Annotated in this window: 18 protein-coding genes; 4 read left to right on the top strand and 14 right to left on the bottom strand. The window is 62.0% G+C overall.

Going from position 1 to position 19,362, the window contains the following annotated elements:
• Positions 1-50 precede the first annotated feature (50 nt).
• The 13 genes from NIBR502773_RS22065 to NIBR502773_RS22125 all read right to left on the bottom strand — a co-directional run bounded on the left by NIBR502773_RS22065 (position 51) and on the right by NIBR502773_RS22125 (position 12,374).
• Complete coding sequence (locus NIBR502773_RS22065; protein WP_016973168.1) at positions 51-815, bottom strand: ABC transporter ATP-binding protein; 765 nt, start codon at positions 813-815, stop codon at positions 51-53.
• 13 nt (positions 816-828) lie between these two features.
• A complete protein-coding gene (locus NIBR502773_RS22070; protein ID WP_141156929.1) occupies positions 829-1,947 on the bottom strand; it encodes a succinylglutamate desuccinylase/aspartoacylase family protein in 1,119 nt (372 codons plus the stop codon).
• Between the two features lie 9 nt (positions 1,948-1,956).
• On the bottom strand, positions 1,957-2,667 hold the full coding sequence (locus tag NIBR502773_RS22075; RefSeq protein WP_027604453.1) for an ABC transporter permease: 711 nt from the start codon (positions 2,665-2,667) through the stop codon (positions 1,957-1,959).
• On the bottom strand, positions 2,664-3,392 hold the full coding sequence (locus NIBR502773_RS22080) for an ABC transporter permease (RefSeq protein WP_141156930.1): 729 nt from the start codon (positions 3,390-3,392) through the stop codon (positions 2,664-2,666). Before NIBR502773_RS22080 ends, NIBR502773_RS22075 begins: the two co-directional genes overlap by 4 nt.
• Before the next feature lie 57 nt (positions 3,393-3,449).
• Complete coding sequence (locus tag NIBR502773_RS22085) at positions 3,450-4,229, bottom strand: transporter substrate-binding domain-containing protein (RefSeq protein ID WP_027604451.1); 780 nt, start codon at positions 4,227-4,229, stop codon at positions 3,450-3,452.
• 233 nt (positions 4,230-4,462) lie between these two features.
• Positions 4,463-6,097, bottom strand: coding sequence for an ATP-dependent DNA ligase (locus NIBR502773_RS22090; RefSeq protein ID WP_141156931.1), 1,635 nt, complete (start codon positions 6,095-6,097; stop codon positions 4,463-4,465).
• Positions 6,094-7,098, bottom strand: coding sequence for a ligase-associated DNA damage response exonuclease (locus NIBR502773_RS22095; protein ID WP_141156932.1), 1,005 nt, complete (start codon positions 7,096-7,098; stop codon positions 6,094-6,096). The genes NIBR502773_RS22090 and NIBR502773_RS22095 overlap by 4 nt, the downstream gene beginning before the upstream one ends.
• 201 nt (positions 7,099-7,299) lie before the next feature.
• The gene (locus NIBR502773_RS22100; RefSeq protein WP_141156933.1) at positions 7,300-9,741 is read right to left on the bottom strand and encodes a penicillin acylase family protein; all 2,442 of its coding nucleotides are present in this window, start codon (positions 9,739-9,741) and stop codon (positions 7,300-7,302) included.
• A gap of 142 nt (positions 9,742-9,883) precedes the next feature.
• Entirely contained in the window at positions 9,884-10,528 is a 645-nt protein-coding gene (locus NIBR502773_RS22105; RefSeq protein ID WP_092487687.1) for a glutathione S-transferase N-terminal domain-containing protein, read from the bottom strand.
• Positions 10,529-10,703: 175 nt separating this feature from the next.
• The gene (locus NIBR502773_RS22110) at positions 10,704-10,904 is read right to left on the bottom strand and encodes an SEC-C metal-binding domain-containing protein (protein WP_003189235.1); all 201 of its coding nucleotides are present in this window, start codon (positions 10,902-10,904) and stop codon (positions 10,704-10,706) included.
• Positions 10,901-11,383: an LEA type 2 family protein gene (locus NIBR502773_RS22115; protein ID WP_115485775.1), complete on the bottom strand. Its 483-nt coding sequence runs from the start codon at positions 11,381-11,383 to the stop codon at positions 10,901-10,903. Before NIBR502773_RS22115 ends, NIBR502773_RS22110 begins: the two co-directional genes overlap by 4 nt.
• A gap of 19 nt (positions 11,384-11,402) precedes the next feature.
• Positions 11,403-11,873, bottom strand: coding sequence for a YchJ family protein (locus NIBR502773_RS22120; protein ID WP_065926434.1), 471 nt, complete (start codon positions 11,871-11,873; stop codon positions 11,403-11,405).
• Positions 11,874-11,876: 3 nt separating this feature from the next.
• Positions 11,877-12,374, bottom strand: a complete 498-nt coding sequence (locus NIBR502773_RS22125) for a DUF6231 family protein (protein ID WP_141156934.1) — start codon at positions 12,372-12,374, stop codon at positions 11,877-11,879.
• Positions 12,375-12,565: 191 nt separating this feature from the next.
• Between NIBR502773_RS22125 and NIBR502773_RS22130 the strand changes: the two genes are divergently transcribed.
• Entirely contained in the window at positions 12,566-13,267 is a 702-nt protein-coding gene (locus tag NIBR502773_RS22130) for an OmpA family protein (RefSeq protein ID WP_141156935.1), read from the top strand.
• Positions 13,268-13,423: 156 nt separating this feature from the next.
• A complete protein-coding gene (locus tag NIBR502773_RS22135) occupies positions 13,424-14,182 on the top strand; it encodes a collagen-like triple helix repeat-containing protein (protein WP_065938797.1) in 759 nt (252 codons plus the stop codon).
• A 45-nt stretch (positions 14,183-14,227) separates the two neighbouring features.
• Here NIBR502773_RS22135 and NIBR502773_RS22140 read toward each other — a convergent pair whose 3' ends face one another.
• Positions 14,228-14,692: a CopD family protein gene (locus NIBR502773_RS22140; protein ID WP_027604441.1), complete on the bottom strand. Its 465-nt coding sequence runs from the start codon at positions 14,690-14,692 to the stop codon at positions 14,228-14,230.
• A gap of 99 nt (positions 14,693-14,791) precedes the next feature.
• On the opposite strand from NIBR502773_RS22140, the gene dinG reads away from it, so the two are divergent.
• Both dinG and NIBR502773_RS22150 read left to right on the top strand, forming a co-directional pair.
• Positions 14,792-16,936, top strand: coding sequence for an ATP-dependent DNA helicase DinG (gene dinG / locus NIBR502773_RS22145; RefSeq protein ID WP_027604440.1), 2,145 nt, complete (start codon positions 14,792-14,794; stop codon positions 16,934-16,936).
• 98 nt (positions 16,937-17,034) lie between these two features.
• Positions 17,035-19,332 carry a beta-galactosidase gene (locus tag NIBR502773_RS22150; protein WP_141156936.1) on the top strand — a complete coding sequence of 766 codons (2,298 nt, stop codon included), beginning with the start codon at positions 17,035-17,037 and terminating at the stop codon, positions 19,330-19,332.
• Positions 19,333-19,362: the final 30 nt, after the last annotated feature.

Raw genomic sequence — 19,362 nt, forward strand, 5'->3', positions numbered from 1 at the left:
CGAACGCTCTGGAGGGCCTATTCCACAGACCCTCCAGGCGTCGCAAAGGTTTACTTCAAATTGCCGCTCAGGAACTGTTGCAGGCGTTCGCTCTTCGGATTGCCCAGCACATCCTCCGGCGCGCCTTGCTCTTCCACCAGGCCCTTGTGCAGGAACAGCACCTGGCTGGATACCTTGCGTGCAAAGCTCATTTCGTGGGTCACCATGATCATGGTGCGGCCTTCCTCGGCCAGGCCCTGGATCACCTTCAACACTTCACCCACCAGCTCCGGGTCGAGGGCCGAGGTGGGTTCGTCGAACAGCATCACTTCCGGCTCCATGGCCAGGGCGCGGGCGATGGCCACCCGTTGTTGCTGGCCACCGGACAGGAACGCCGGGTATTGGTCCGCCACCCGTGCCGGTAAACCCACCTTGTCCAGGTAGCGACGGGCGCGGTCTTCGGCGTCCTTTTTGCTGCAACCCAGCACCCGGCGCGGGGCCATGGTGATGTTTTCCAGCACGCTCATATGGCTCCACAGGTTGAAATGCTGAAACACCATCGCCAGTCGCGTGCGCAGGCGCTGCAGCTCGGCATCGTCGGCCACGCGCATGCCGTGGCGGTCGCTGACCATGCGGATCGGCTGGCCGTCGAGGGTCATGGCGCCGTCGTTGGGGGTTTCCAGGAAGTTGATGCAGCGCAAAAAGGTGCTCTTGCCCGAGCCGCTGGCGCCGATCAGGCTGATCACATCACCGGTCCTGGCCTTGAGCGAGACACCTTTGAGCACCTCATTGTCGCCATAGCTTTTATGCAGGCCTTCAACGGTCAATTTGTACATGGGGCGTGCATCCTCAAGGCGAAAGTAGATAGCCGCTGCGGTAGGCCTCGGTGCCGGCGACATGGCCGACGACCATCCCGGCAGTGGCCATGCGGCGCAGCGAACGGGCGTAAAGCAGGCCGGCCTTCTGGCAGTGCACGGGCGTTACGCGGTCGGTAATGGGGTCGATGATTTCGGCGATCAGTTGCCCGGCTTCCAGGTATTCACCGGGCAGGGCGCTGAACACCAGCAGGCCGCCCACCGGCGTTGCCACAGGTTCGACGCCCGCCAGCGGCGTGGCGGGGTAGGGCAACTCGGGCAGCGGTGCGGCGTCGCCGGCAATCGCGCCGAAGTTAATCAGGTAGTCGATGATTGCCTGGCAGTCGAGGGCGGCCAACCCATGGTTGACGTCGCCCTGGCCACGCAGTTCGACGGTCACCGAAAAACTGCCCATGGGGATCGGGAAGCGCGCGCCAAAGCGTTGCTGCAACTGCCACCACACCAGGGTGAAACACTCATCGAAGGATTGTCCGCCGGAGTCTGTGGCCAGCAAGTTGGCCTCGGAGCCGATATAGCGCGCCAGCGGTTCCACCTGCGGCCAGGCCTCGGGCGTGGTGTAGAGGTGCGCCACGGCTTCGAAGTCGCAATGCAGGTCCAGCACCATGTCGGCATCGCAGGCCAGGCGTTGCAGCACCAGGCGTTGGGAGTGCAACTGGGTCTCGGCGATTTGCACGGCCAGGGCAGCGCTCAAGGCGGCGCGGATCAGTTCGACGTTTTGTTGCGGGTTATCGCCGAGCGAGCCCTCGACCTGATCGCCGACGGTATCACTGAGGTCGACAAACAGGCGATTGAAGTTCTGTCCGCTTTCCAACTCGTAGCGGCCCAGCGGGGTGTCCATCAACACCTGCTCCAGGCCTGCCGGATTGGCGATGGGCACCAGCACGATCTCGCTCAGTAACCGCCCGGCTGCCGCCAACTCGGCCAGGCGCACTTTCAGGTGCCAGGCCACCAGCATGCCCGGCAGTTCATCGGCATGCAGCGATGACTGGATATAGACCTTGCCTTCGGCATGTTCGGGGCCGAAGTGGAAACTGTGAATCTGCCGCGCCGTGCCTGGCACCGGCGCGACCAGATCGTGTACCTGATGACGCATGAAGGCTCCTTAATGGCTGGGCCCGAGAAACGCCAGCCAGCGGCGCTCCGCCAGACGAAACAGACCGACCAGGGCAAAGGTCACGGTCAGGTAGATCAGCGCGGCGATGCCGAATGATTGGAATGTCATGAACGTGGCCGAGTTGGCGTCCCGCGCCACCTTGAGGATGTCCGGGATCGTCGCGGTAAACGCTACCGTGGTCGAGTGCAGCATCAAGATTACTTCGTTGCTGTAGTAGGGCAACGAGCGGCGCAACGCCGACGGCATGATGACGTAGGCGTACAGCTTCCAACCGCTTAAACCGTAGGCCTTGGCCGCCTCGACTTCGCCGTGGGCCATGCTGCGGATGGCCCCGGCGAAAATCTCCGTGGTGTAGGCGCAGGTGTTGAGGGCGAAGGCCAGGATCGTGCAGTTCATCGCATCGCGAAAGAACGCATCCAGCAGCGGTTGTTCGCGTACGGCGGCGATGCTGTAGATGCCGGTGTAGCAGATCAGCAACTGGATATAGAGCGGCGTGCCACGGAACAGGTAGGTGTAGAACTGCACCGGCCAGCGTACCAGCGGGTTGCGCGATACACGGGCGATGGACAGCGGGATCGACACCACAAAGCCGATCACCAGGGCGGCGCTGAGCAACCACAGGGTCATGGCCAGGCCGGTGATGTGCTGGCCGTCGCTATAGAGGAAGGGGCGCCAGTATTCCTGCAAGAGTTCGATCATCGCACCGCCTCCCGTGAGCCTGCGGAGTAGCGACGTTCAAGACGACGCAGGACGAAGTTGGACGCGCTGGTGATCAACAGGTAGGTCAGCGCGGCGAGTACCAGGAAGTAGAACAGTTGGTAGGTGCTTTTGCCGGCATCCTGGGCGGCCTTGACCAGGTCCGCCAGGCCGATGATCGACACCAGGGCCGTGGCCTTGAGCATCACCATCCAGTTGTTGCCGATACCCGGCAGGGCAAAGCGCATCATCTGCGGGAAGGTCACGTAGCGAAAGCGTTGTCCGCGCTTGAGGCCATAGGCCGTGGCGGCTTCCAACTGGCCACGGGGGACGGCGAGGATCGCGCCGCGAAACGTCTCGGTGAAATAAGCACCGTAGATAAAGCCCAGGGTAATCACCCCGGCGCTGAATGGGTCGATCTCGATGTATTCCCATTCCATGAAGTCGGTCAGGCCGGTGAGCCAGGTTTGCAGGCTGTAGAAAATCAGCAGCATCAGCACCAGGTCGGGTACACCGCGAATCAGGGTGGTGTAGAGCTGGGCGGGGATGCGCAGGAAGGGCAGGCTGGAAAGTTTGGCGCTGGCGCCGAGCAGGCCCAGCAATACGCTGACGATCAGGGACAGCACCGACAACTTGATGGTCATCCAGGTGCCTTGCAGCAACAACGGGCCGAAACCCTTCAGGCTGAGTGCGCTCAGCCCGAGGGTTTGCAACAGTTCTTCGAACATAAATCAGGACCTATGGCGATAAAAAAGCGCCCCTTGAGAGAAGGGGCGCCCCAGGCATTATTTGCCGCTGTACAGGTTCAGATCGCCAAAATGTTTCTTCTGGATGGTGGCGTAGGTGCCATCATCGTGTAACGCTTTGATACCTTTATCCAAAAGGGCCTTCAGTTCAGTGTTACCTTTTTTGATACCGATGGCGGTTTTCGATGGCAGCAATGGGTCATCGATGGCGGCGCTGACTTCATAGCCGGCACCGGCCGGAGACTTCAGGAAGCCCAGTTCGGCCTGCAGCATGTCCTGCACGGAAGCGTCGAGACGACCGGAGGTCAGGTCGGCGTAAACCTGGTCCTGGTTGGCGTAGGCCTTGGTGGTCACACCGGCTTTATCCAGTACCGCCTTGGCGTAGGCTTCCTGGATGGTGCCTTGCTCATAACCCACGGATTTACCCTTGAGGGACTCTGGCGTCGAGTAACCCGCGCCTTTCTTGAACACCAGCGAGGTCGGGCCGGAGAACAGTTCGCTGGAGAAATCGATGGCCTTCTCGCGCACCGGGGTCACGGTCATGGACGAAATCACTCCGTCGAACTTGTTGGCTTTGAGGCCTGGAATCATGCCGTCAAAGTCACTTTCGACCCACTTGCACTTCACTTTCAGTTCGGCGCAGATCGCATTGCCCAGGTCGATATCGAAGCCCACGAGGCTGCCATCGGCCGCCTTGGATTCGAACGGCGCGTAGGACGGATCGACACCAAAACGCAGTTCCTTGTATTCCTTGGCCAGCGCGGTACCGGCGGCCATGCACAGAGCCAGTGCAGAAAGGGTCAGCAATGCTTTTTTCATTATTTAATCCCTGGAAACCAAGATAAGCGCTTGTGGCGCGTTTTAGGACTGTTACTGAACGGTGTCAGACGGATCACGAGTAGCAATTTCTGCACCATAGTTCCGAATGAGCGTTTTAAAAGGTGGGACAAGGGAGTCATGAGTGTAGGAGATGCCCGAAAATGGGCATTGAAAATCGAGCGCACTATTTCGGAACATTTGGCGATCCAATTGTGGAGGGGCGGTGTTCTGGGTCAGGCCAGTAAGTCCTGCAGGGTGGCAAGGCTATCCGCCTCATCCACCGCCTTGTCCTGGCGCCAACGCAACATCCGCGGAAAGCGCACCGCAATCCCGCTCTTGTGCCGTTTGGAGAGGGCAATGCCTTCAAACCCCAGCTCGAACACCATGCTGGGCGTCACGCTGCTGACCGGGCCGAACTTCTCCACGGTGGTCTTGCGCACGATGGCGTCGATCTTGCGCATTTCTTCGTCGGTCAGCCCTGAATAGGCCTTGGCGAAGGGCACCAGCGTGCGTTCACTGCCGGGCGGGCCATCCCATACGGCGAAGGTGTAGTCGCTGTAGAGGCTGGCGCGCCGGCCATGGCCGCGTTGGGCGTAGATCAACACCGCATCGACACTGAAGGGGTCGACTTTCCACTTCCACCACAGGCCCATGTCCTTGGTGCGGCCCACGCCGTACAGGCCGTCGCGAGCCTTGAGCATCATGCCTTCCACGCCGAGGCTGCGGGAGGCTTCGCGTTGCAGTGCGAGGTCCTGCCATGTGGCGCCCGTCAGCAGGGGCGAGGGCTGCAACACGGGTTGGTTGCACTGGGCAATCACCTGTTCCAGTTGGGCGCGACGTTCGGCCTGGGGGTGGTTGCGCCAGTCGTCGCCCTGATGTTCCAGCAGGTCATAGGCGAGGAGCGCAACCGGGGCATCGTCGAGCACTTTTTTGCTCAGGGTCTTGCGACCGATGCGCTGCTGCAGAAGGGCAAAGGGTTGTACCGAGTCCTTCCACACCACGATCTCGCCATCGATCACCGTGCCATCGGGCAGGCCACTGACCAGGCTATGCAGTTCGGGAAAACGTTCGGTCACCAGCTCTTCGCCCCGCGACCAGATCCACAGCCGGCCTTCGCGCTTGACCATCTGCGCGCGAATGCCGTCCCACTTCCATTCCACCTGCCAGTGCGCGGGGGAACCGAGCAAGGCGTCGAATTGCTCCACCGGTTGCGCCAGCCCGTGGGCAAGAAAAAACGGATAAGGCTGTCCGCCCCGTTGCGCATGCTCGTCGGATGATTCGGCGGCGATCAGCTTGAGGTAGCCTTCGGCTGTCGGTCGGTTGGATAAATCGGTGTAGCCCACCAATCGCTGCGCGACGCGCTTGCTGTCGAGGTCGGCCATGGCCGCGAGTGCGCGGGTGACCAGCAATTTGGACACGCCGACGCGAAAGCTGCCGGTGATCAACTTGATGCACACCATCAGGCTCGGTTGGTCCAGTTGCGCCCATAACGCTGGCAACCGTTCGGCCAGGTCCAGGGGCGACAGGCCACGCAGCGGCAGGAGTTTTTCTTCCAGCCACACGGCGAGGCCGTCCTCGGAGGTGTAGGTGGATTCCGGCAGGAGCAGGGAAATCGTCTCGGCCAGGTCGCCTACCGATTGGTAGCTTTCTTCAAACAGCCACGGCTCGATGCCGGATGCTTCGGTGGCCATGTCCCGCAGCAGACGCGTCGGTACCAATTGTCGCGGTCGTCCGCCGGACAGGAAATACACCGCCCACGCAGCGTCTTCAGGCGGCGCTTGCAGGAAGTAGGCTTGCAGGGCCGCGAGCTTGGCATTGCTGGAGGTGGTGGCGTCGAGGTTGGCGTACAGCTCGGCGAAGGCTTTCATGCCGTGGCCTCCTCTTCGTCATCACCGTATTCGGTGGTGAAGCCCTGGGCATCCAGGCCTTTTTCCCGCAGGTGGCGTACCAATACCCCGACGGAGCCGTGGGTGACCATCACCCGTTCGGCGCCGGTTTGTTCGATCGCCCACAGCAGCCCGGGCCAGTCCGCATGATCCGACAGCACAAAGCCTCGGTCCACTCCGCGCCGCCGTCGCGTACCGCGCAGGCGCATCCAGCCGCTGGCGAAGGCATCGCTGTAGTCGCCGAAGCGCTTGATCCAACTGCTGCCACCGGCGGAAGGCGGCGCGATGATCAGGGTCTGGCGCAGCAATGGGTCGGTCTTTTTGAAATCGCCGGCGTAGAGGGTTTCGGGAATATAAATGCCGGCCTCGCGGTACACCCGGTTCAGCGGCTCGACCGCGCCATGGCTGAGGATCGGCCCGATGCTGGCGTCGATGCCATGCAGGATGCGTTGGGCTTTGCCGAAGGAATAACAGAACAGCACACTGGCTTTGCCGGCGGCAATATTGCTCCTCCACCAATCGTTGATCCCGGCGAAGATCTGCGCCTGGGGCTGCCAACGGTAGATCGGCAGGCCAAAGGTGGATTCGGTGATGAAGGTATGGCAACGCACCGGTTCGAAGGGCGCGCAGGTGCCGTCCGGTTCCACTTTGTAGTCGCCGGACGCCACCCAGACTTCGCCCTGGTACTCGAGGCGCACCTGGGCCGAGCCAAGTACATGCCCGGCCGGGTGAAAACTCAGGGTCACGCCGTGGTGGACGAGTTTTTCGCCATAGGCCAGGGTTTGCAGGTTGATGTCCTGGCCCAGGCGCGAGCGCAGGATGCCTTCGCCAGGGGCGGCGGCCAGGTAGTGTTGATTGCCCGTTCGGGCGTGGTCGCCGTGGGCGTGGGTGATGACGGAGCGTTCCACGGGACGCCAGGGATCGATGTAGAAATCTCCGGCGGGGCAGTAGAGGCCTTCGGGCCGGGCGATGACAAGGTCCATGGGGTGACCGGGGCGATGGGCTTATCAGGTATGAGGCGGGGGCGAGCGCAGAAGTTCTATCGGAATGCATGCCGTCCAAATGTGGGAGGGGGCTTTCCCCCGATAGCAGTGGTTCAGTCAAAACATCGGTGACTGACACACCGCTATCGGGGGCAAGCCCCCTCCCACATTTGGATCAGGTTTTGTCAGGTAGAAGTCAGGTCACTTGCCTGGGGTCAGGGTCAACCTGGCCTTCCCATACACTTTCTCGAAGTTCTGCGGCTGCATCGGGAAGCTCAGGTATTGCGCCTTGAGCGACGGGTCGATGCCATTGGCGTAGTTCGGGCTGGCCGGGTTGCCGGACTGGCCGATGCCTCCCTGGCCCATCATCGGTTCCACCTGGCCGAAGTCGACGATCATGCGCAGCGCAGGCACCTGGGTGGTGGTGAAATCCTGGCCCCAGCTGTACGGCGCCGGGTTCAAGGTGTTGTGGTCGCCACCGGACGCCAGCGGGCCGCGAATCACTTGGCCGTTGGTGTTTTTCCAGGTGGTGCTGTGCAGCTTGCCCCACTGCCAGGCCTTGTGGTCAGCACCCAGTTGGCTGTCGCCAGCGCTGATCGCGGCGGCCAGGCTGCGGGCGAGGATGGCGGGTTTGTCTTCTTTCTGCGCGGTGCGCACGTCGTCCCAGAACGGGCTGTCTTCGCGGCCCAGCAGGTGGTCGGCCTGGGCGGCATAAGACAGGTTGGCGTTGCTGACAAAGGCTTTCCAGCTGGCACTGTTTTCCGGCCCCAGTTCGTCGAGGAAGATCTGCCGGGTGCTTTCCTGCAGGAACAGTTCGTAGAGCGCCGCGTCGGCGGACGTCGATACCAGGCGACCATCGAACGCCATCAGGCGCTTCAGTGCTTCCCGCGCCTTGGCCTGCTCGGGGGCTGGCAGCGCATCAATCGCCTGCTTCAAGGGCTGGGCCATACCCGGCGCCTGGAACATGGTCTTGAGCTTGGCGGCAAAGGTGGTGGTCTGGTCGTATTGCATGGCGATCATGCTGCGGCTGTCGTGCTTGCCCGCATTGGCCAGTTGCGCCAGGCGCTCGCTGCGCTCCGGCGCATCCCAGGAGTTGGACAGCTGCATGCCGTAGCCGCGCGGCGCGGTGCGTTGGTTGGCGGTGCCGATCCAGCCTTGGGCCGGGTCCTGGTCATAGGGGTGCAGCATCGCGTCGGCGTAACCGTCCCAGTCAAAGCGCGTATCCCAACCGGGCGAGGGCAGCAGGCCTTCGCCTTCGCGGCGGTTGGGGAAACGGCCGGTGACCTGCCAGCCAATGCTGCCGGCGTCGGCGAAGACCATGTTCAAGGCAATGGCGCGAATGTTGCGGGTTGCGTCCGAGGCCTTGCCGGCGTTTTGCGCGCGGGACAGGTCGAAGAACGCGTCGAGGCTCTTGTCATCCTTGAAGTCGGCGGTTTGCAGGGCCAGGCCAAAACCGCTGGTCAGGGCCTGGCTGCTGTTGAGCAGGGCGCCGTGGCGGGTTTCGTACACCACTTCGCGAATCGAGCGTTGACCCTTGACGAAGAAGGTTTCATTACGCACCGCTGCCGGCAGCCATTTTCCGTTGTTCTCGTAGTACAACGCGCTGCCCTGGCGTTTGACCTTCTCCAGGAACAGGTCCTGGGTATCGCCCTTGACCGTGCTCATGCTCCACGCCACGTTGCCGTTGAAACCGGACAACAGGGTCGGCAGGCCGGCAATCGAGGCGCCGACGGCCTGGTATTTCGGTGCGCGAATCTGCACGTAGTTCCACGGTGACGGCGCCTGCGGCTGGGCGGCGAGGTCGCCTGCCAGCAGGCTCTTGCCGCTGCGACTGCGTTGCGGGCCGATGGCCCAGTTGCTCGACGTGGTAACCGCCAGCGAGTTGAGGCTGCTCAATTGCTGGCTGACCGCGTCCAGCCCGGCCAGGCCGGTGATCTGGCTGAGGTTCACGCCCTTGAGTTTCTCGGCTTCGGCCAGGGGGATCGGCTCATCCGGCGCGCTTGGTGTCAGCCAGGCGAGTTTGTCCACGCCGACCTTTTGCGCCAGCAGCAACGACGCCAGCTCTTCCTGCAGGTTGGCCGACTCGCTGAAATTCAGCAGGCAGAACAGCAGCGCCGAATCTTCCGGCTTCCAGTACTCAGGCTTGTAGCCCGTCTGGGCCAAGTCCGGCGGCAGCTTGTCGCGGTAGCGGAACAGGTAGGCGTTGACGCCACGGGCATACACTTCGAAGAAGCGCTTGAGGCGCGGCGACGAGGCGTTATACAGCTCGCCCGCGCTTTTCTTCAGGTTGACCGCACGCATGAAGCGGTCAACATCCAGCACCTCAGGCCCGGACATTTCAGCCAGGCGGCCCTGGGCCAGCAGGCGCAGGGTGACCATCTGGGTGATACGGTCACTGGCGTGTACATAACCGAGGCTGAACAGCGCGTCGTGGAAAGTGTTGCTTTCGATCAGCGGCATGCCCTGGGCGTTGCGGCGTATCGAAACATTCTGTGCGAGGCCCTTGATCGGCTGCACGCCGGCCACTGGCGGCAGGGTGTCCTGGGTGCTCTGGAGCTGGCAACCGGCCAGGCTTAATGCACTGGCCACTGCCGCGGCAACGCCGAACCGGGGAAGAAAATGTGAGAGGGCTGGCGAGGCCATGGCAAAGCTCCTGCGGGGGGTAGCGTCAGTAAAGGCGCTACGTTAGTGAGCGCGGTGAAACGACGCAAGCAGGAGTTTGGGTAAAGCGTTAGATCTTGAGTCGCACCGCCCCTCCCACCTGTTGACCGCGCACGACTTCAGGTCAGGATTTAGGCGGATTGACCTTTTGGACTAATTCATACGCCCGAACCGTCGCTGGCCGTTCCTTGATGCTATTGAACCAGCGATGAACGTGTGGGAAATCTTCCAGGCGCTGGCTCTGCCACTTGTGGGAAACGATCCACGGATAGATCGCCATATCGGCAATGCTGTAGTCCTCACCCGCCACGAACGCACGGTCCGCCAGACGTCGGTCCAGCACACCGTATAGACGGGCGGTTTCATCTACGTAGCGCTTGATCGCGTAGGGGATTTTCTCCGGTGCGAACTGGCTGAAATGATGGTTCTGACCCGCCATCGGCCCGAGCCCGCCCATTTGCCAGAACAACCATTGCAGCGCTTCCTGGCGACCGCGCAGGTCTTTTGGAATGAATTGACCGGTTTTTTCCGCGAGGTACAGCAGGATCGCGCCGGATTCAAACAGCGAGATCGGCGCGCCGCCGTCGCTCGGGTTCTGATCGACGATGGCCGGGATGCGGTTGTTGGGGGCAATCTTCAGGAAGTCCGGCTTGAACTGGTCGCCCTGGCCGATGTTGATCGGGTGCACGTTGTAGGGCAGGCCGGCTTCTTCCAGGAACAGCGATACTTTGTGACCGTTGGGGGTGGTCCAGTAATACAGGTCGATCATGAAGCTCTCCAAAAGTGGTGATGCTTGAGCGAATGCCTGTAGGTATAGGTAAAGGTGGGAGGGTGGAAATTCAATCAAACATTTGCGTCTACCCTTAGACGCTTTCGATTTGGAATGCGATGCAGCTGTGGAAGGGAGCGAACTCCCTCACACACACGTGGGCCCTCAGCGCGATTTACGCGCCGTGGCACTTCTTGAATTTTTTCTCACTGCCGCACGGGCAAGGATCGTTGCGGCCAACGTCCTTCAACGCATTGCGCACCGGCTCCTGGTGAGCGTGGCCGCAGTTCGGGCCGTGGACATGGCCGTGGTCGTGATCATGGTGATCATGATCGTGGTTGCAGTCAGGACCATGGACATGGGGTTGCTGAGTCATCGATGTCGCTCCGGAATAAAATCGCCGGGGATTATCTCGCCATTGTGGTTCACCTGCACGTCATAACCGATGAATAATCCGGTTTTCAGTTCACCCTCCAGGCGATACGGCACAGGCTGGTCGGGTTTTTTCAGCAGTTGCACCACGTCGCGTATCTGCGGCCAGAGGTTGGTGCGCACCGATACCTTGAAAAATGCATGACCCTTGGGCGGTACCGTCAGCCATTCATTGGACTCGCCTTCGGTGAGCACAAAATCATCCAGGGTGACCTTGTAGATCAGCCCACGCACGGTCAAGTCAGAGTCGTCGCGGTTATCCACGCGAAAGTACAGCTTGAATTTCTGCTCCAGCAGCTTGGCCCGCACCACTTCGACTTTCACCAGGGAAACGTGGGGCGGGGGCGAATCGTCTGCGAACCAGGAGGCGCAACCGGTCAGGCCGAAGGTTAACGCCAGCATCAAGCTGTAGATCCGAAGCATGGCGTGAGTCCTGTGGTAGTTAGAGATAGCTGGAACAACACTTCTTGAATTTTTGCCCACTGCCGCACAGGCACGCATCGTTGCGTCCGGTTTTCACTTCCACCGTGGGGTCGATGAAGTACCAGCGCCCTTCATTCTGTACGAAAGAAGACTGCTCGCGGTGGCTATGTTCGCCGGTGCTGTCATGCCAGCGTGCGGTGAAGGTCACGAAGGCGTGTTCCGGCTGGCCGCCGAACACTTCGGAGCTTTCAACCTCCAGGCCGAGCCAGGTGCTCTGGGCGCTCCAGGCGGCGATGGCCTCACGGTCCAGGCCAGCCTGTTGCGCGGGCAAAGTGGTGGCGACCAGATAGTCCACCAGGCCCAGCACATAGGCGCTGTAGCGTGAACGCATCAGGGCGCTGGCGCAGGGTGCCGGGTGCCCGGCGTGATAATGGCCGCAGCAGGCATCCAGCAGGTTGCCACTGCCGCAGGGGCAAATGGATGTACTCATAAATTACCACCAATACTTTCCGAAGTTTTCCGGGTTAGCCCAGAAACGGGCGTTGAGCCAGTCCGGCACCTGTTTATAGTCAAGCAGATCGTAGGTAAACAGCGTCAGCACCTGCTCATCGCGCTGGAAACGCTCGCCGGCCTGCAGCGCCAGGGAGAAGAAGTCGGTTTCCTTCCAGCCGCAGGCGCCCAGGTCCACCAGCACCGCAATGCGGCTGGCGTTGAGGTTGCGGATACCGCCGAGCAAGGTCAGGCCCTGGGGTTTTGGCAGGTGCTCCAGGCAATCGACCACCAGCGCCAGGTCAAACCGCTGGGCCGCCAGTGCTTGCGGCAATGGTCCTGGGTCGGCGCAAAACACCTGGGTCTCCGGGTGTGCGGCTTTAAATGCGTCCAGCGCCGGGAACTGGCTGGCACCCAGCAGCAACAGGCGTTTGGGCTGGTGCAGATCGAGCAAGGCGGCCAGCGCTTGCTGGGGAGTACGGGCAGAAATACCAGCGGTCATCAGAGATCCTCACATCAGGACCATAGAGACTAGCGCGGCTGAGCGTGCGGGCCTAGAGCGGGTGGCTGCGAAAAGTCCTACGTGGGCGGCGATACCCAATGAATACGGGGGCTTGGCGTAGTGGCGCAGTTGAAAAGAGCGGTCTTTACTCCACCCATCGGCCCCCGCCGATCCCCTCAGGAGAAAGTCAGATGAGCATCATGCGGACAGCTCTACCCTTGGTTCTGCTAACCGGAGTATTGACAGGTTGCGCAGGCTTGCAAAAAACCGATTGGCCTACCTGTGCCGCTGTCGGCGGTGTGACCGGTGCGGCGATCGGTGCGACTGAAAGCTCGGCCTACGCAGGCTATGGCGCGTTGCTGGTCGGCGGTATGGCCGGCGCCTATTGCTGGGTGCACGGCGATGGCGACGAAGATGGCGATGGCGTGCCGGACAGCCGCGACAAGTGCCCGGGCACCCCGAAAGGCGTGCAGGTCGACGCCAATGGTTGCCCACCGGCACCGCCAGTGCCAGCGGCGGTGGTTGAGGAGGTGGTCGTGGTCAAGGAAGAAACCATCGTGATCCGCGATGTGCACTTCCAGTTCGACTCGGCCAAATTGACGGCAGCGGATAAAACCAAACTCGACACCATTGCCACGCGCCTGAAACAGGAAGCCCCGAGCGCCCAGCTACGGGTCAGTGGTCACACCGACAGCGTCGGTAAAGACGCCTACAACCAGAAACTCTCGGAAAAACGTGCCCATTCGGTCACCGATTACCTGATCGGCGCCGGGGTGCCCCGCAGTGCCTTTGTATCTGTCACCGGGGCGGGCGAAAGCCATCCGGTCGCCGACAACAAGACCGCTGAAGGCCGCGCCCTGAACCGCCGCACGGAAATCCAGATCAACCGCTGACAGCCCTTGCCCCTGTGGGATCCACAGGGGCATTGCCGGCCACCCTCGCTTGAACCGCTCCCTGCTCAAGTTTTTTGAACCTTCACTGGCAAATCGCCTGTAGAAGTCGTTACTGTGCGTCCAAAGAAAAATTTGAAAACATTCAGGAGCCCCATGATGCGTAAGGTTTTTCTGTTGGCCCTGTTGGTCAGCCCCGTTGCCCTGGCCCAGAGCGTCAGTGTCGAAACCAACTCATTGATGCGCCTTCCCTCCAGCACCAGCGTGTTGCAACTGGAGCGCCTGGACGTGGCGGACTACGGTACGTTGCTGATTCCGGCCACCATCAGCCAGGTCACGGTGGATGAACTGCACCTGGGCCGCGACGCACGCATCGCAATTGTGCCTGGCAATACCGCGCTGCAATTGCAGGTGCGGCATGCACAACTTGAGCAGGGCAGCCAGATCACCTCGCGCGGTGCTCCCGGCACCCATGAAAAACCGGCCAAGGCCGGGCGTGACCTGACTTTGCGCATCAACTCGCTGACGGCTGAAGCACTGTCGGTGGATGCCCGTGGCGGCGCCGGTGCCCAAGGGTATGCCGGGCTGGATGGCGCCAATGGCGTGGATCCTGGGTGCACCTGGGGCTCGGCGGGGCGAGGTTTTAATGGCGATAACGGCGGCGATGGCTTGCCGGGTGGGGCGGGTGCACAGGTGCGCGTGGAGTTGCCGAAGGACTTCCCGGCTGAACACATCAAGGTCTGGGTGGATGGCGGTGCTGGCGGTTTGGCCGGCACGGCCGGCAAGCCGGGCAAGGGCGGGGAGTCCAAAGGTTGCCTGGTGTACCGCGCCGACGGTGGCGAGAAGGGGCGCCCAGGGTTGGAAGGGCAGCCGGGGCCAGCTGGGCCTGCGGGTACCGTGACTATTCAGCGGCTCTAAGTTCTAAATAGCTGCAAGCTTCGAGCTTGCAGCTTGCGGCTGTACTCAGAACATCGGCCGAGCCGATGCAATCGCCACCACCACCAACCCCACGATCAGGTTGATCCCCACCAGCTTGCGAATCTGCCCCAGTGCAGCCGCACCCGCCGGCCAATCCTCAGCCGCCACCGCCGCCTTCAGTTGCGGAAACTTCAGCGCCTGGATACGGATAAACAACGCCGTCATCACCAGATACAAACCCATCATCACCTGCACATAGCGCGGTGCGCTTTCAAACCCGCTGAAGCGCAGGTGCAGCAGGCCGACGCCGCTGATCGGCAAAACCAGCACTGCCACCCATACCCACACGAAAAAACGTTGAAACACATTGGCCCACAGCTTGAGTCGGGCAGGGCCCTCAAGGGCCGCCACAGCGGCGGGGCGCAGGATCATCCAGGCGAAAAACATGCCGCCGACCCAGATCAGGGCGGCCAATACATGCAGGGTGTAAACGAGGCTAAACGCGGTCATTGTGGTACTCCGTTCTGCGCGGGATTAATTAGCGGGGTATGATAGCTGCCGATCCGAACCACTGAAAATTTATCCAGCGTTTTTTGCGCCCGACTATCCATGATCAGCACTGAACTCAAAACCACGATCCAGGGCGCCTACACGCGTTTTCTCGAAGCCAAGAGCTTGAAACCGCGCTACGGCCAACGCCTGATGATCGCCGAAGTGGCCAAGGTCCTCGGGGATATCGACACCGATGACGAAGGCCGCCGCGAAGGTGAGCCCGCCGTCGTGGCCGTCGAGGCCGGTACCGGTACCGGCAAGACCGTGGCCTACAGCCTGGCTGCGATCCCGACCGCCAAGGCCGCCGGCAAGCGCCTGGTGATCGCCACCGCCACCGTCGCCCTGCAGGAGCAGATCGTCTACAAAGACCTGCCCGACCTGATGCGCAACAGCGGCCTGAACTTCACCTTCGCCCTGGCCAAGGGCCGTGGCCGCTACATGTGCCTGTCCAAGCTCGACGTGCTGCTGCAGGAAGGCCACGCACAAACCGCCACGGCGTCGCTGTTCGAGGAAGAAGGCTTCAAGATCGAGGTGGATGAGGTCAGCCAGAAGCTGTTTACCAGCATGATCGAGAAACTGGCCGGCAATAAATGGGACGGCGACCGCGACAGCTGGCCCACCGCCCTCGAAGATGCCGACTGGGCACGCCTGACCACCGACCACAGCCAGTGCACCAACCGCCATTGCCCCAACTTCGGCCAGTGCGCCTTCTACAAGGCTCGCGAAGGCATGGGCAAGGTCGACGTGATCGTTACCAACCACGATATGGTCCTGGCCGACCTGGCCCTGGGCGGCGGTGCCGTGCTGCCGGACCCGCGTGACACCCTTTACGTGTTCGACGAAGGCCATCACCTGCCTGACAAGGCTATCGGCCACTTCGCCCACTACACGCGCCTGCGCTCCACCGCCGACTGGCTGGAAACCACCGCGAAGAATCTGACCAAATTGCTCGCCCAGCACCCGCTGCCCGGCGATCTGGGCAAGTTGATCGAGCAGGTGCCGGAGCTGGCGCGGGAGATCAAGACCCAGCAACAGTTCATGTTCAGCGCCTGCGAACAGGTGGCCGACTTCAAGCCCGGTGAAGATGTGGAAGGCCGTGAGCGCCCGCGCCACCGCTTTGTCGGTGGGATGATCCCCGAGCATATGCGCGAAATGGGCATCGAGCTGAAGAAAGGCTTTTCCCGTCTTACCGACCTGTTCACCCGCCTGACTGACTTGCTCAAGGAAGGCATGGACGGTGAGGTCAACATCGGCATCGCCAGCAACCAGGCCGAGGAATGGTATCCGCTGTTCGGCAGCCTGTTGTCCCGTTCCCAGGGCAACTGGGAGCTGTGGACGGCGTTTACCGTCGAAGACCCGGAAGACAACCCGCCCATGGCCCGTTGGCTGACCCTGTCGGAAAGCGGTGCGTTGTTTGATATCGAGGTCAACGCCAGCCCGATCCTCGCCGCCGAGATGCTGCGCCGCAACCTGTGGAACGTGGCGTATGGCTGCCTGGTGACCTCCGCCACGCTGACCGCCCTGGGCACCTTCGACCGCTTCCGCATGCGCGCGGGCTTGCCGAAAAAAGCCGTCACGGCGGTGGTGCCAAGCCCGTTCCATCATGCCGACGCCGGCGTGCTGCGGGTACCCGATCTCAAGGCCGACCCACGGGATGCACCGGCGCACACCGCGGCGATCATCCGCGACCTGCCCTCCCTGGTGGAAGGTTCGCGCGGCACCCTGGTGTTGTTCTCGTCGCGCAAACAGATGCAGGACGTGTTCGACGGCCTCGACCGCGACTGGCGCAAGCAGGTGTTTATCCAGGGCAACCTGTCCAAACAGGAAACCCTGAACAAGCACAAGGCGCGGGTCGATGGCGGGGATTCCAGCGTGCTGTTCGGCCTGGCGAGTTTCGCCGAAGGCGTGGACTTGCCCGGTGCCTACTGCGAACACGTGGTGATCGCCAAGATCCCGTTCTCCGTGCCGGATGATCCGGTCGAGGCCGCGCTGGCCGAATGGATCGAAGCGCGGGGCGGTAACCCGTTCATGGAGATTTCGGTGCCGGATGCTTCCTTGAAGCTGGTGCAGGCCTGCGGTCGCTTGCTGCGTACCGAGGAAGACCGGGGCACCATCACCTTGCTCGACCGCCGCCTGGTGACCCAGCGCTACGGCAAGGCGATCCTGAATGCGTTGCCGCCGTTCCGGCGCGAAATTTCTTAAGCCATCGTGGGCGAATTCGCCCACTTCGTGGTCTATCTCACTGCTATCGATTTATGTCATCAGGCTATTTACCGGCCGTTTGGGAGAATTTTGTTCGTATGATTCGCACGCTGCCCGCCCTTTTTGCCCTGCTGTTCACTGCGCCCTTGATGGCCGCGCCCGCGGGGCAACAGACATTGTTCAACTTCGTCCGGCCTGCCGATGTGGTCAAGGTGGCGACCCAGGACGCCAGCCTGCCGCAATACAACGCCGAACAAACCCCCGAAGGCGAGGTGTTGCGTCGCATCACCTTCAACCCGGCCGCCGAGCCGAGCCTGGTGCTCAGCCCACAGGCCGGTGCCTGGGACTGGTCGCAGTCCGGCGCCATGAGCCTGCGTATCCAGAGTGCCATGGACTGGGCGCTGACCCTCTACGTCAAGGTGCAGAGCAGCGATGGCAAGACCCTGGTCAGCCGCATCGACCTGCCGGCCGGCCCCGCCCAGACTTTGCTGATCCCGCTGCAAGCCAACTCGCCGTTGAGCCAGGGCATGAAGGCCGGCCCGCCGATGCCGATCACCGTGGATGGCCAGCGTGTGTTGCTGGCCAGCAGCGCCGGCGAGATCGACCGTAGCCAGGTGGTCTCGGTGACCCTGTCGATGATCAAGCCCAACGCCGCGCAAAGCATTCTGCTGGAACGCTTTGGTGTGCAGGACAGTGAGCCGGTGCTGAAGGCGGCCTACAGCGAACTGGTGGATACCTATGGTCAGTCCACCCGTGCGCGCTGGCCGGAAAAGGTCAGCAGCGACGAACAGCTCAAGGCGGCTGCGGCAAAGGAACACACCCAACTGCAGGGCTGGCTGGCCGCGCGTGATAAATCCGCATTGGACACGTTCGGCGGCTGGAACAAAGGGCCGGCGTTCAAGGCCAGTGGCTTTTTCCGTACCGAAAAGCGCGACGGTCGCTGGTACCTCGTGACCCCGGAAGGCCATCCGTTCTATTCCCTGGGGGTCAATACCGTGGCCCCGGACAACAGCCAGACCTACGTGGCCGGTCGTGAGTGGATGTTCGCGGCGCTGCCAAAGGCCGGTGAACCCTTCGACAAGTACTACGGCAGCGGCGATAACCGCACCGGCAATGGTGCGGGTGAAGGTCGTGGCTTCGCTGCCGGGCGTTGGTACGATTTCTACGGCGCCAACCTGCAGCGCACTTATGGCGGCGAAGGGTTTGACCAGAAACGCTGGGTGACCCATACCCTCGATCGCCTGCAAGCCTGGGGTTTCAACACCGTCGGCAACTGGAGCGACGACGCGTTGGCCACTGCCGACCGTGTGCCGTACACCTTGCCGTTGTCGATTGTCGGCGACTACGCCAGCATCAGCACCGGCACCGACTGGTGGGGCGGCATGCCCGATCCGTTCGATCCGCGTTTCGCCATGGCGACCGAGCGCGCGGTGGCCATTGCCGCCCGCGACCACCGCGACGACCCGTGGCTGATCGGCTTCTTTGCCGATAACGAACTGGCCTGGGCCGGCCCCGGCGATGATCCGAAATCCCGCTACGCCCTGGCCTACGGCACCTTGCGCATGACCACCGACGTGCCGGCCAAGCGCGCGTTTCTCAAGCAATTGCGTGACAAGTACCGCAACGAACAAGGCCTGTCGAAAGCCTGGGGCATCGAGTTGGCGGGGTGGGAACTGATGGAAGACCCGGGCTTCGAGCCGCCGGTGCCCAACCCTGAGCACCCGGAAATCGAAGCTGACTTCAAATACTTCCAGAAGACCTTCGCCGATGCCTACTTCAAGACCATCTCCGACTCGCTGAAATGGCACGCCCCCAACCAACTGCTGCTGGGCGGGCGTTATGCGGTAAGTACGCCGGAGGCCGTGGCGTCGTGCGCGCAGTATTGCGATGTGCTGAGTTTCAACATGTACACGCTCAAACCCCAGGACGGCTATGACTTTGCCGCGCTTCGTGCACTGGACAAGCCGGTGTTGATCACTGAATTCAACTTCGGCTCTGCGGACCGTGGCCCGTTCTGGGGCGGCGTGACCCAGTTGGCCAGGGAAGAAGAGCGTGGCGTGGCATATGCCAACTTCCTCAAGCAAGCCATGGCCGAGCCGTCCATTGTCGGTGTGCATTGGTTCCAGTACCTGGACCAGCCGGTGACCGGCCGGTTGCTGGACGGTGAAAACGGCCACTTCGGCCTGGTGGGTATCACTGACGTACCGTTCCAGGGGTTTGTCGACAGTGTGCGTAGAAGCAACCTGGCGGCGGTGGATCAACTGGGCAAGGAAGCGGAAAAGGCCAAGGCCGCCGGCACCGCGCGTGAAAGCGAAGGCAGCAAGCCTGGGCGCGAGGGCAAAGGCCCGGGGCAGGGCGCCGGACACGCCGGTGGGCATTCGGGAAATGGTCATTGATTCCTTGTTGACGGGTTCACAAATCCAACA

Origin of the sequence: Pseudomonas sp. NIBRBAC000502773, from assembly GCF_006517195.1 — a bacterium.
GTDB classification, from domain to species: Bacteria; Pseudomonadota; Gammaproteobacteria; order Pseudomonadales; family Pseudomonadaceae; genus Aquipseudomonas; species Aquipseudomonas marginalis.

What these genes read in the sequence shown, in the direction of transcription:
- NIBR502773_RS22115 (WP_115485775.1), bottom strand. Translation starts at nt 11,383, where the DNA reads ATGCTTCGGATCTACAGCTTGATGCTGGCGTTAACCTTCGGCCTGACC.
- NIBR502773_RS22090 (WP_141156931.1), bottom strand. Translation starts at nt 6,097, where the DNA reads ATGAAAGCCTTCGCCGAGCTGTACGCCAACCTCGACGCCACCACCTCC.
- NIBR502773_RS22120 (WP_065926434.1), bottom strand. Translation starts at nt 11,873, where the DNA reads ATGAGTACATCCATTTGCCCCTGCGGCAGTGGCAACCTGCTGGATGCC.
- NIBR502773_RS22125 (WP_141156934.1), bottom strand. Translation starts at nt 12,374, where the DNA reads ATGACCGCTGGTATTTCTGCCCGTACTCCCCAGCAAGCGCTGGCCGCC.
- dinG (WP_027604440.1), top strand. Translation starts at nt 14,792, where the DNA reads ATGATCAGCACTGAACTCAAAACCACGATCCAGGGCGCCTACACGCGT.
- NIBR502773_RS22100 (WP_141156933.1), bottom strand. Translation starts at nt 9,741, where the DNA reads ATGGCCTCGCCAGCCCTCTCACATTTTCTTCCCCGGTTCGGCGTTGCC.
- NIBR502773_RS22140 (WP_027604441.1), bottom strand. Translation starts at nt 14,692, where the DNA reads ATGACCGCGTTTAGCCTCGTTTACACCCTGCATGTATTGGCCGCCCTG.
- NIBR502773_RS22065 (WP_016973168.1), bottom strand. Translation starts at nt 815, where the DNA reads ATGTACAAATTGACCGTTGAAGGCCTGCATAAAAGCTATGGCGACAAT.
- NIBR502773_RS22150 (WP_141156936.1), top strand. Translation starts at nt 17,035, where the DNA reads ATGATTCGCACGCTGCCCGCCCTTTTTGCCCTGCTGTTCACTGCGCCC.
- NIBR502773_RS22110 (WP_003189235.1), bottom strand. Translation starts at nt 10,904, where the DNA reads ATGACTCAGCAACCCCATGTCCATGGTCCTGACTGCAACCACGATCAT.
- NIBR502773_RS22080 (WP_141156930.1), bottom strand. Translation starts at nt 3,392, where the DNA reads ATGTTCGAAGAACTGTTGCAAACCCTCGGGCTGAGCGCACTCAGCCTG.
- NIBR502773_RS22130 (WP_141156935.1), top strand. Translation starts at nt 12,566, where the DNA reads ATGAGCATCATGCGGACAGCTCTACCCTTGGTTCTGCTAACCGGAGTA.
- NIBR502773_RS22085 (WP_027604451.1), bottom strand. Translation starts at nt 4,229, where the DNA reads ATGAAAAAAGCATTGCTGACCCTTTCTGCACTGGCTCTGTGCATGGCC.
- NIBR502773_RS22070 (WP_141156929.1), bottom strand. Translation starts at nt 1,947, where the DNA reads ATGCGTCATCAGGTACACGATCTGGTCGCGCCGGTGCCAGGCACGGCG.
- NIBR502773_RS22095 (WP_141156932.1), bottom strand. Translation starts at nt 7,098, where the DNA reads ATGGACCTTGTCATCGCCCGGCCCGAAGGCCTCTACTGCCCCGCCGGA.
- NIBR502773_RS22135 (WP_065938797.1), top strand. Translation starts at nt 13,424, where the DNA reads ATGCGTAAGGTTTTTCTGTTGGCCCTGTTGGTCAGCCCCGTTGCCCTG.
- NIBR502773_RS22075 (WP_027604453.1), bottom strand. Translation starts at nt 2,667, where the DNA reads ATGATCGAACTCTTGCAGGAATACTGGCGCCCCTTCCTCTATAGCGAC.
- NIBR502773_RS22105 (WP_092487687.1), bottom strand. Translation starts at nt 10,528, where the DNA reads ATGATCGACCTGTATTACTGGACCACCCCCAACGGTCACAAAGTATCG.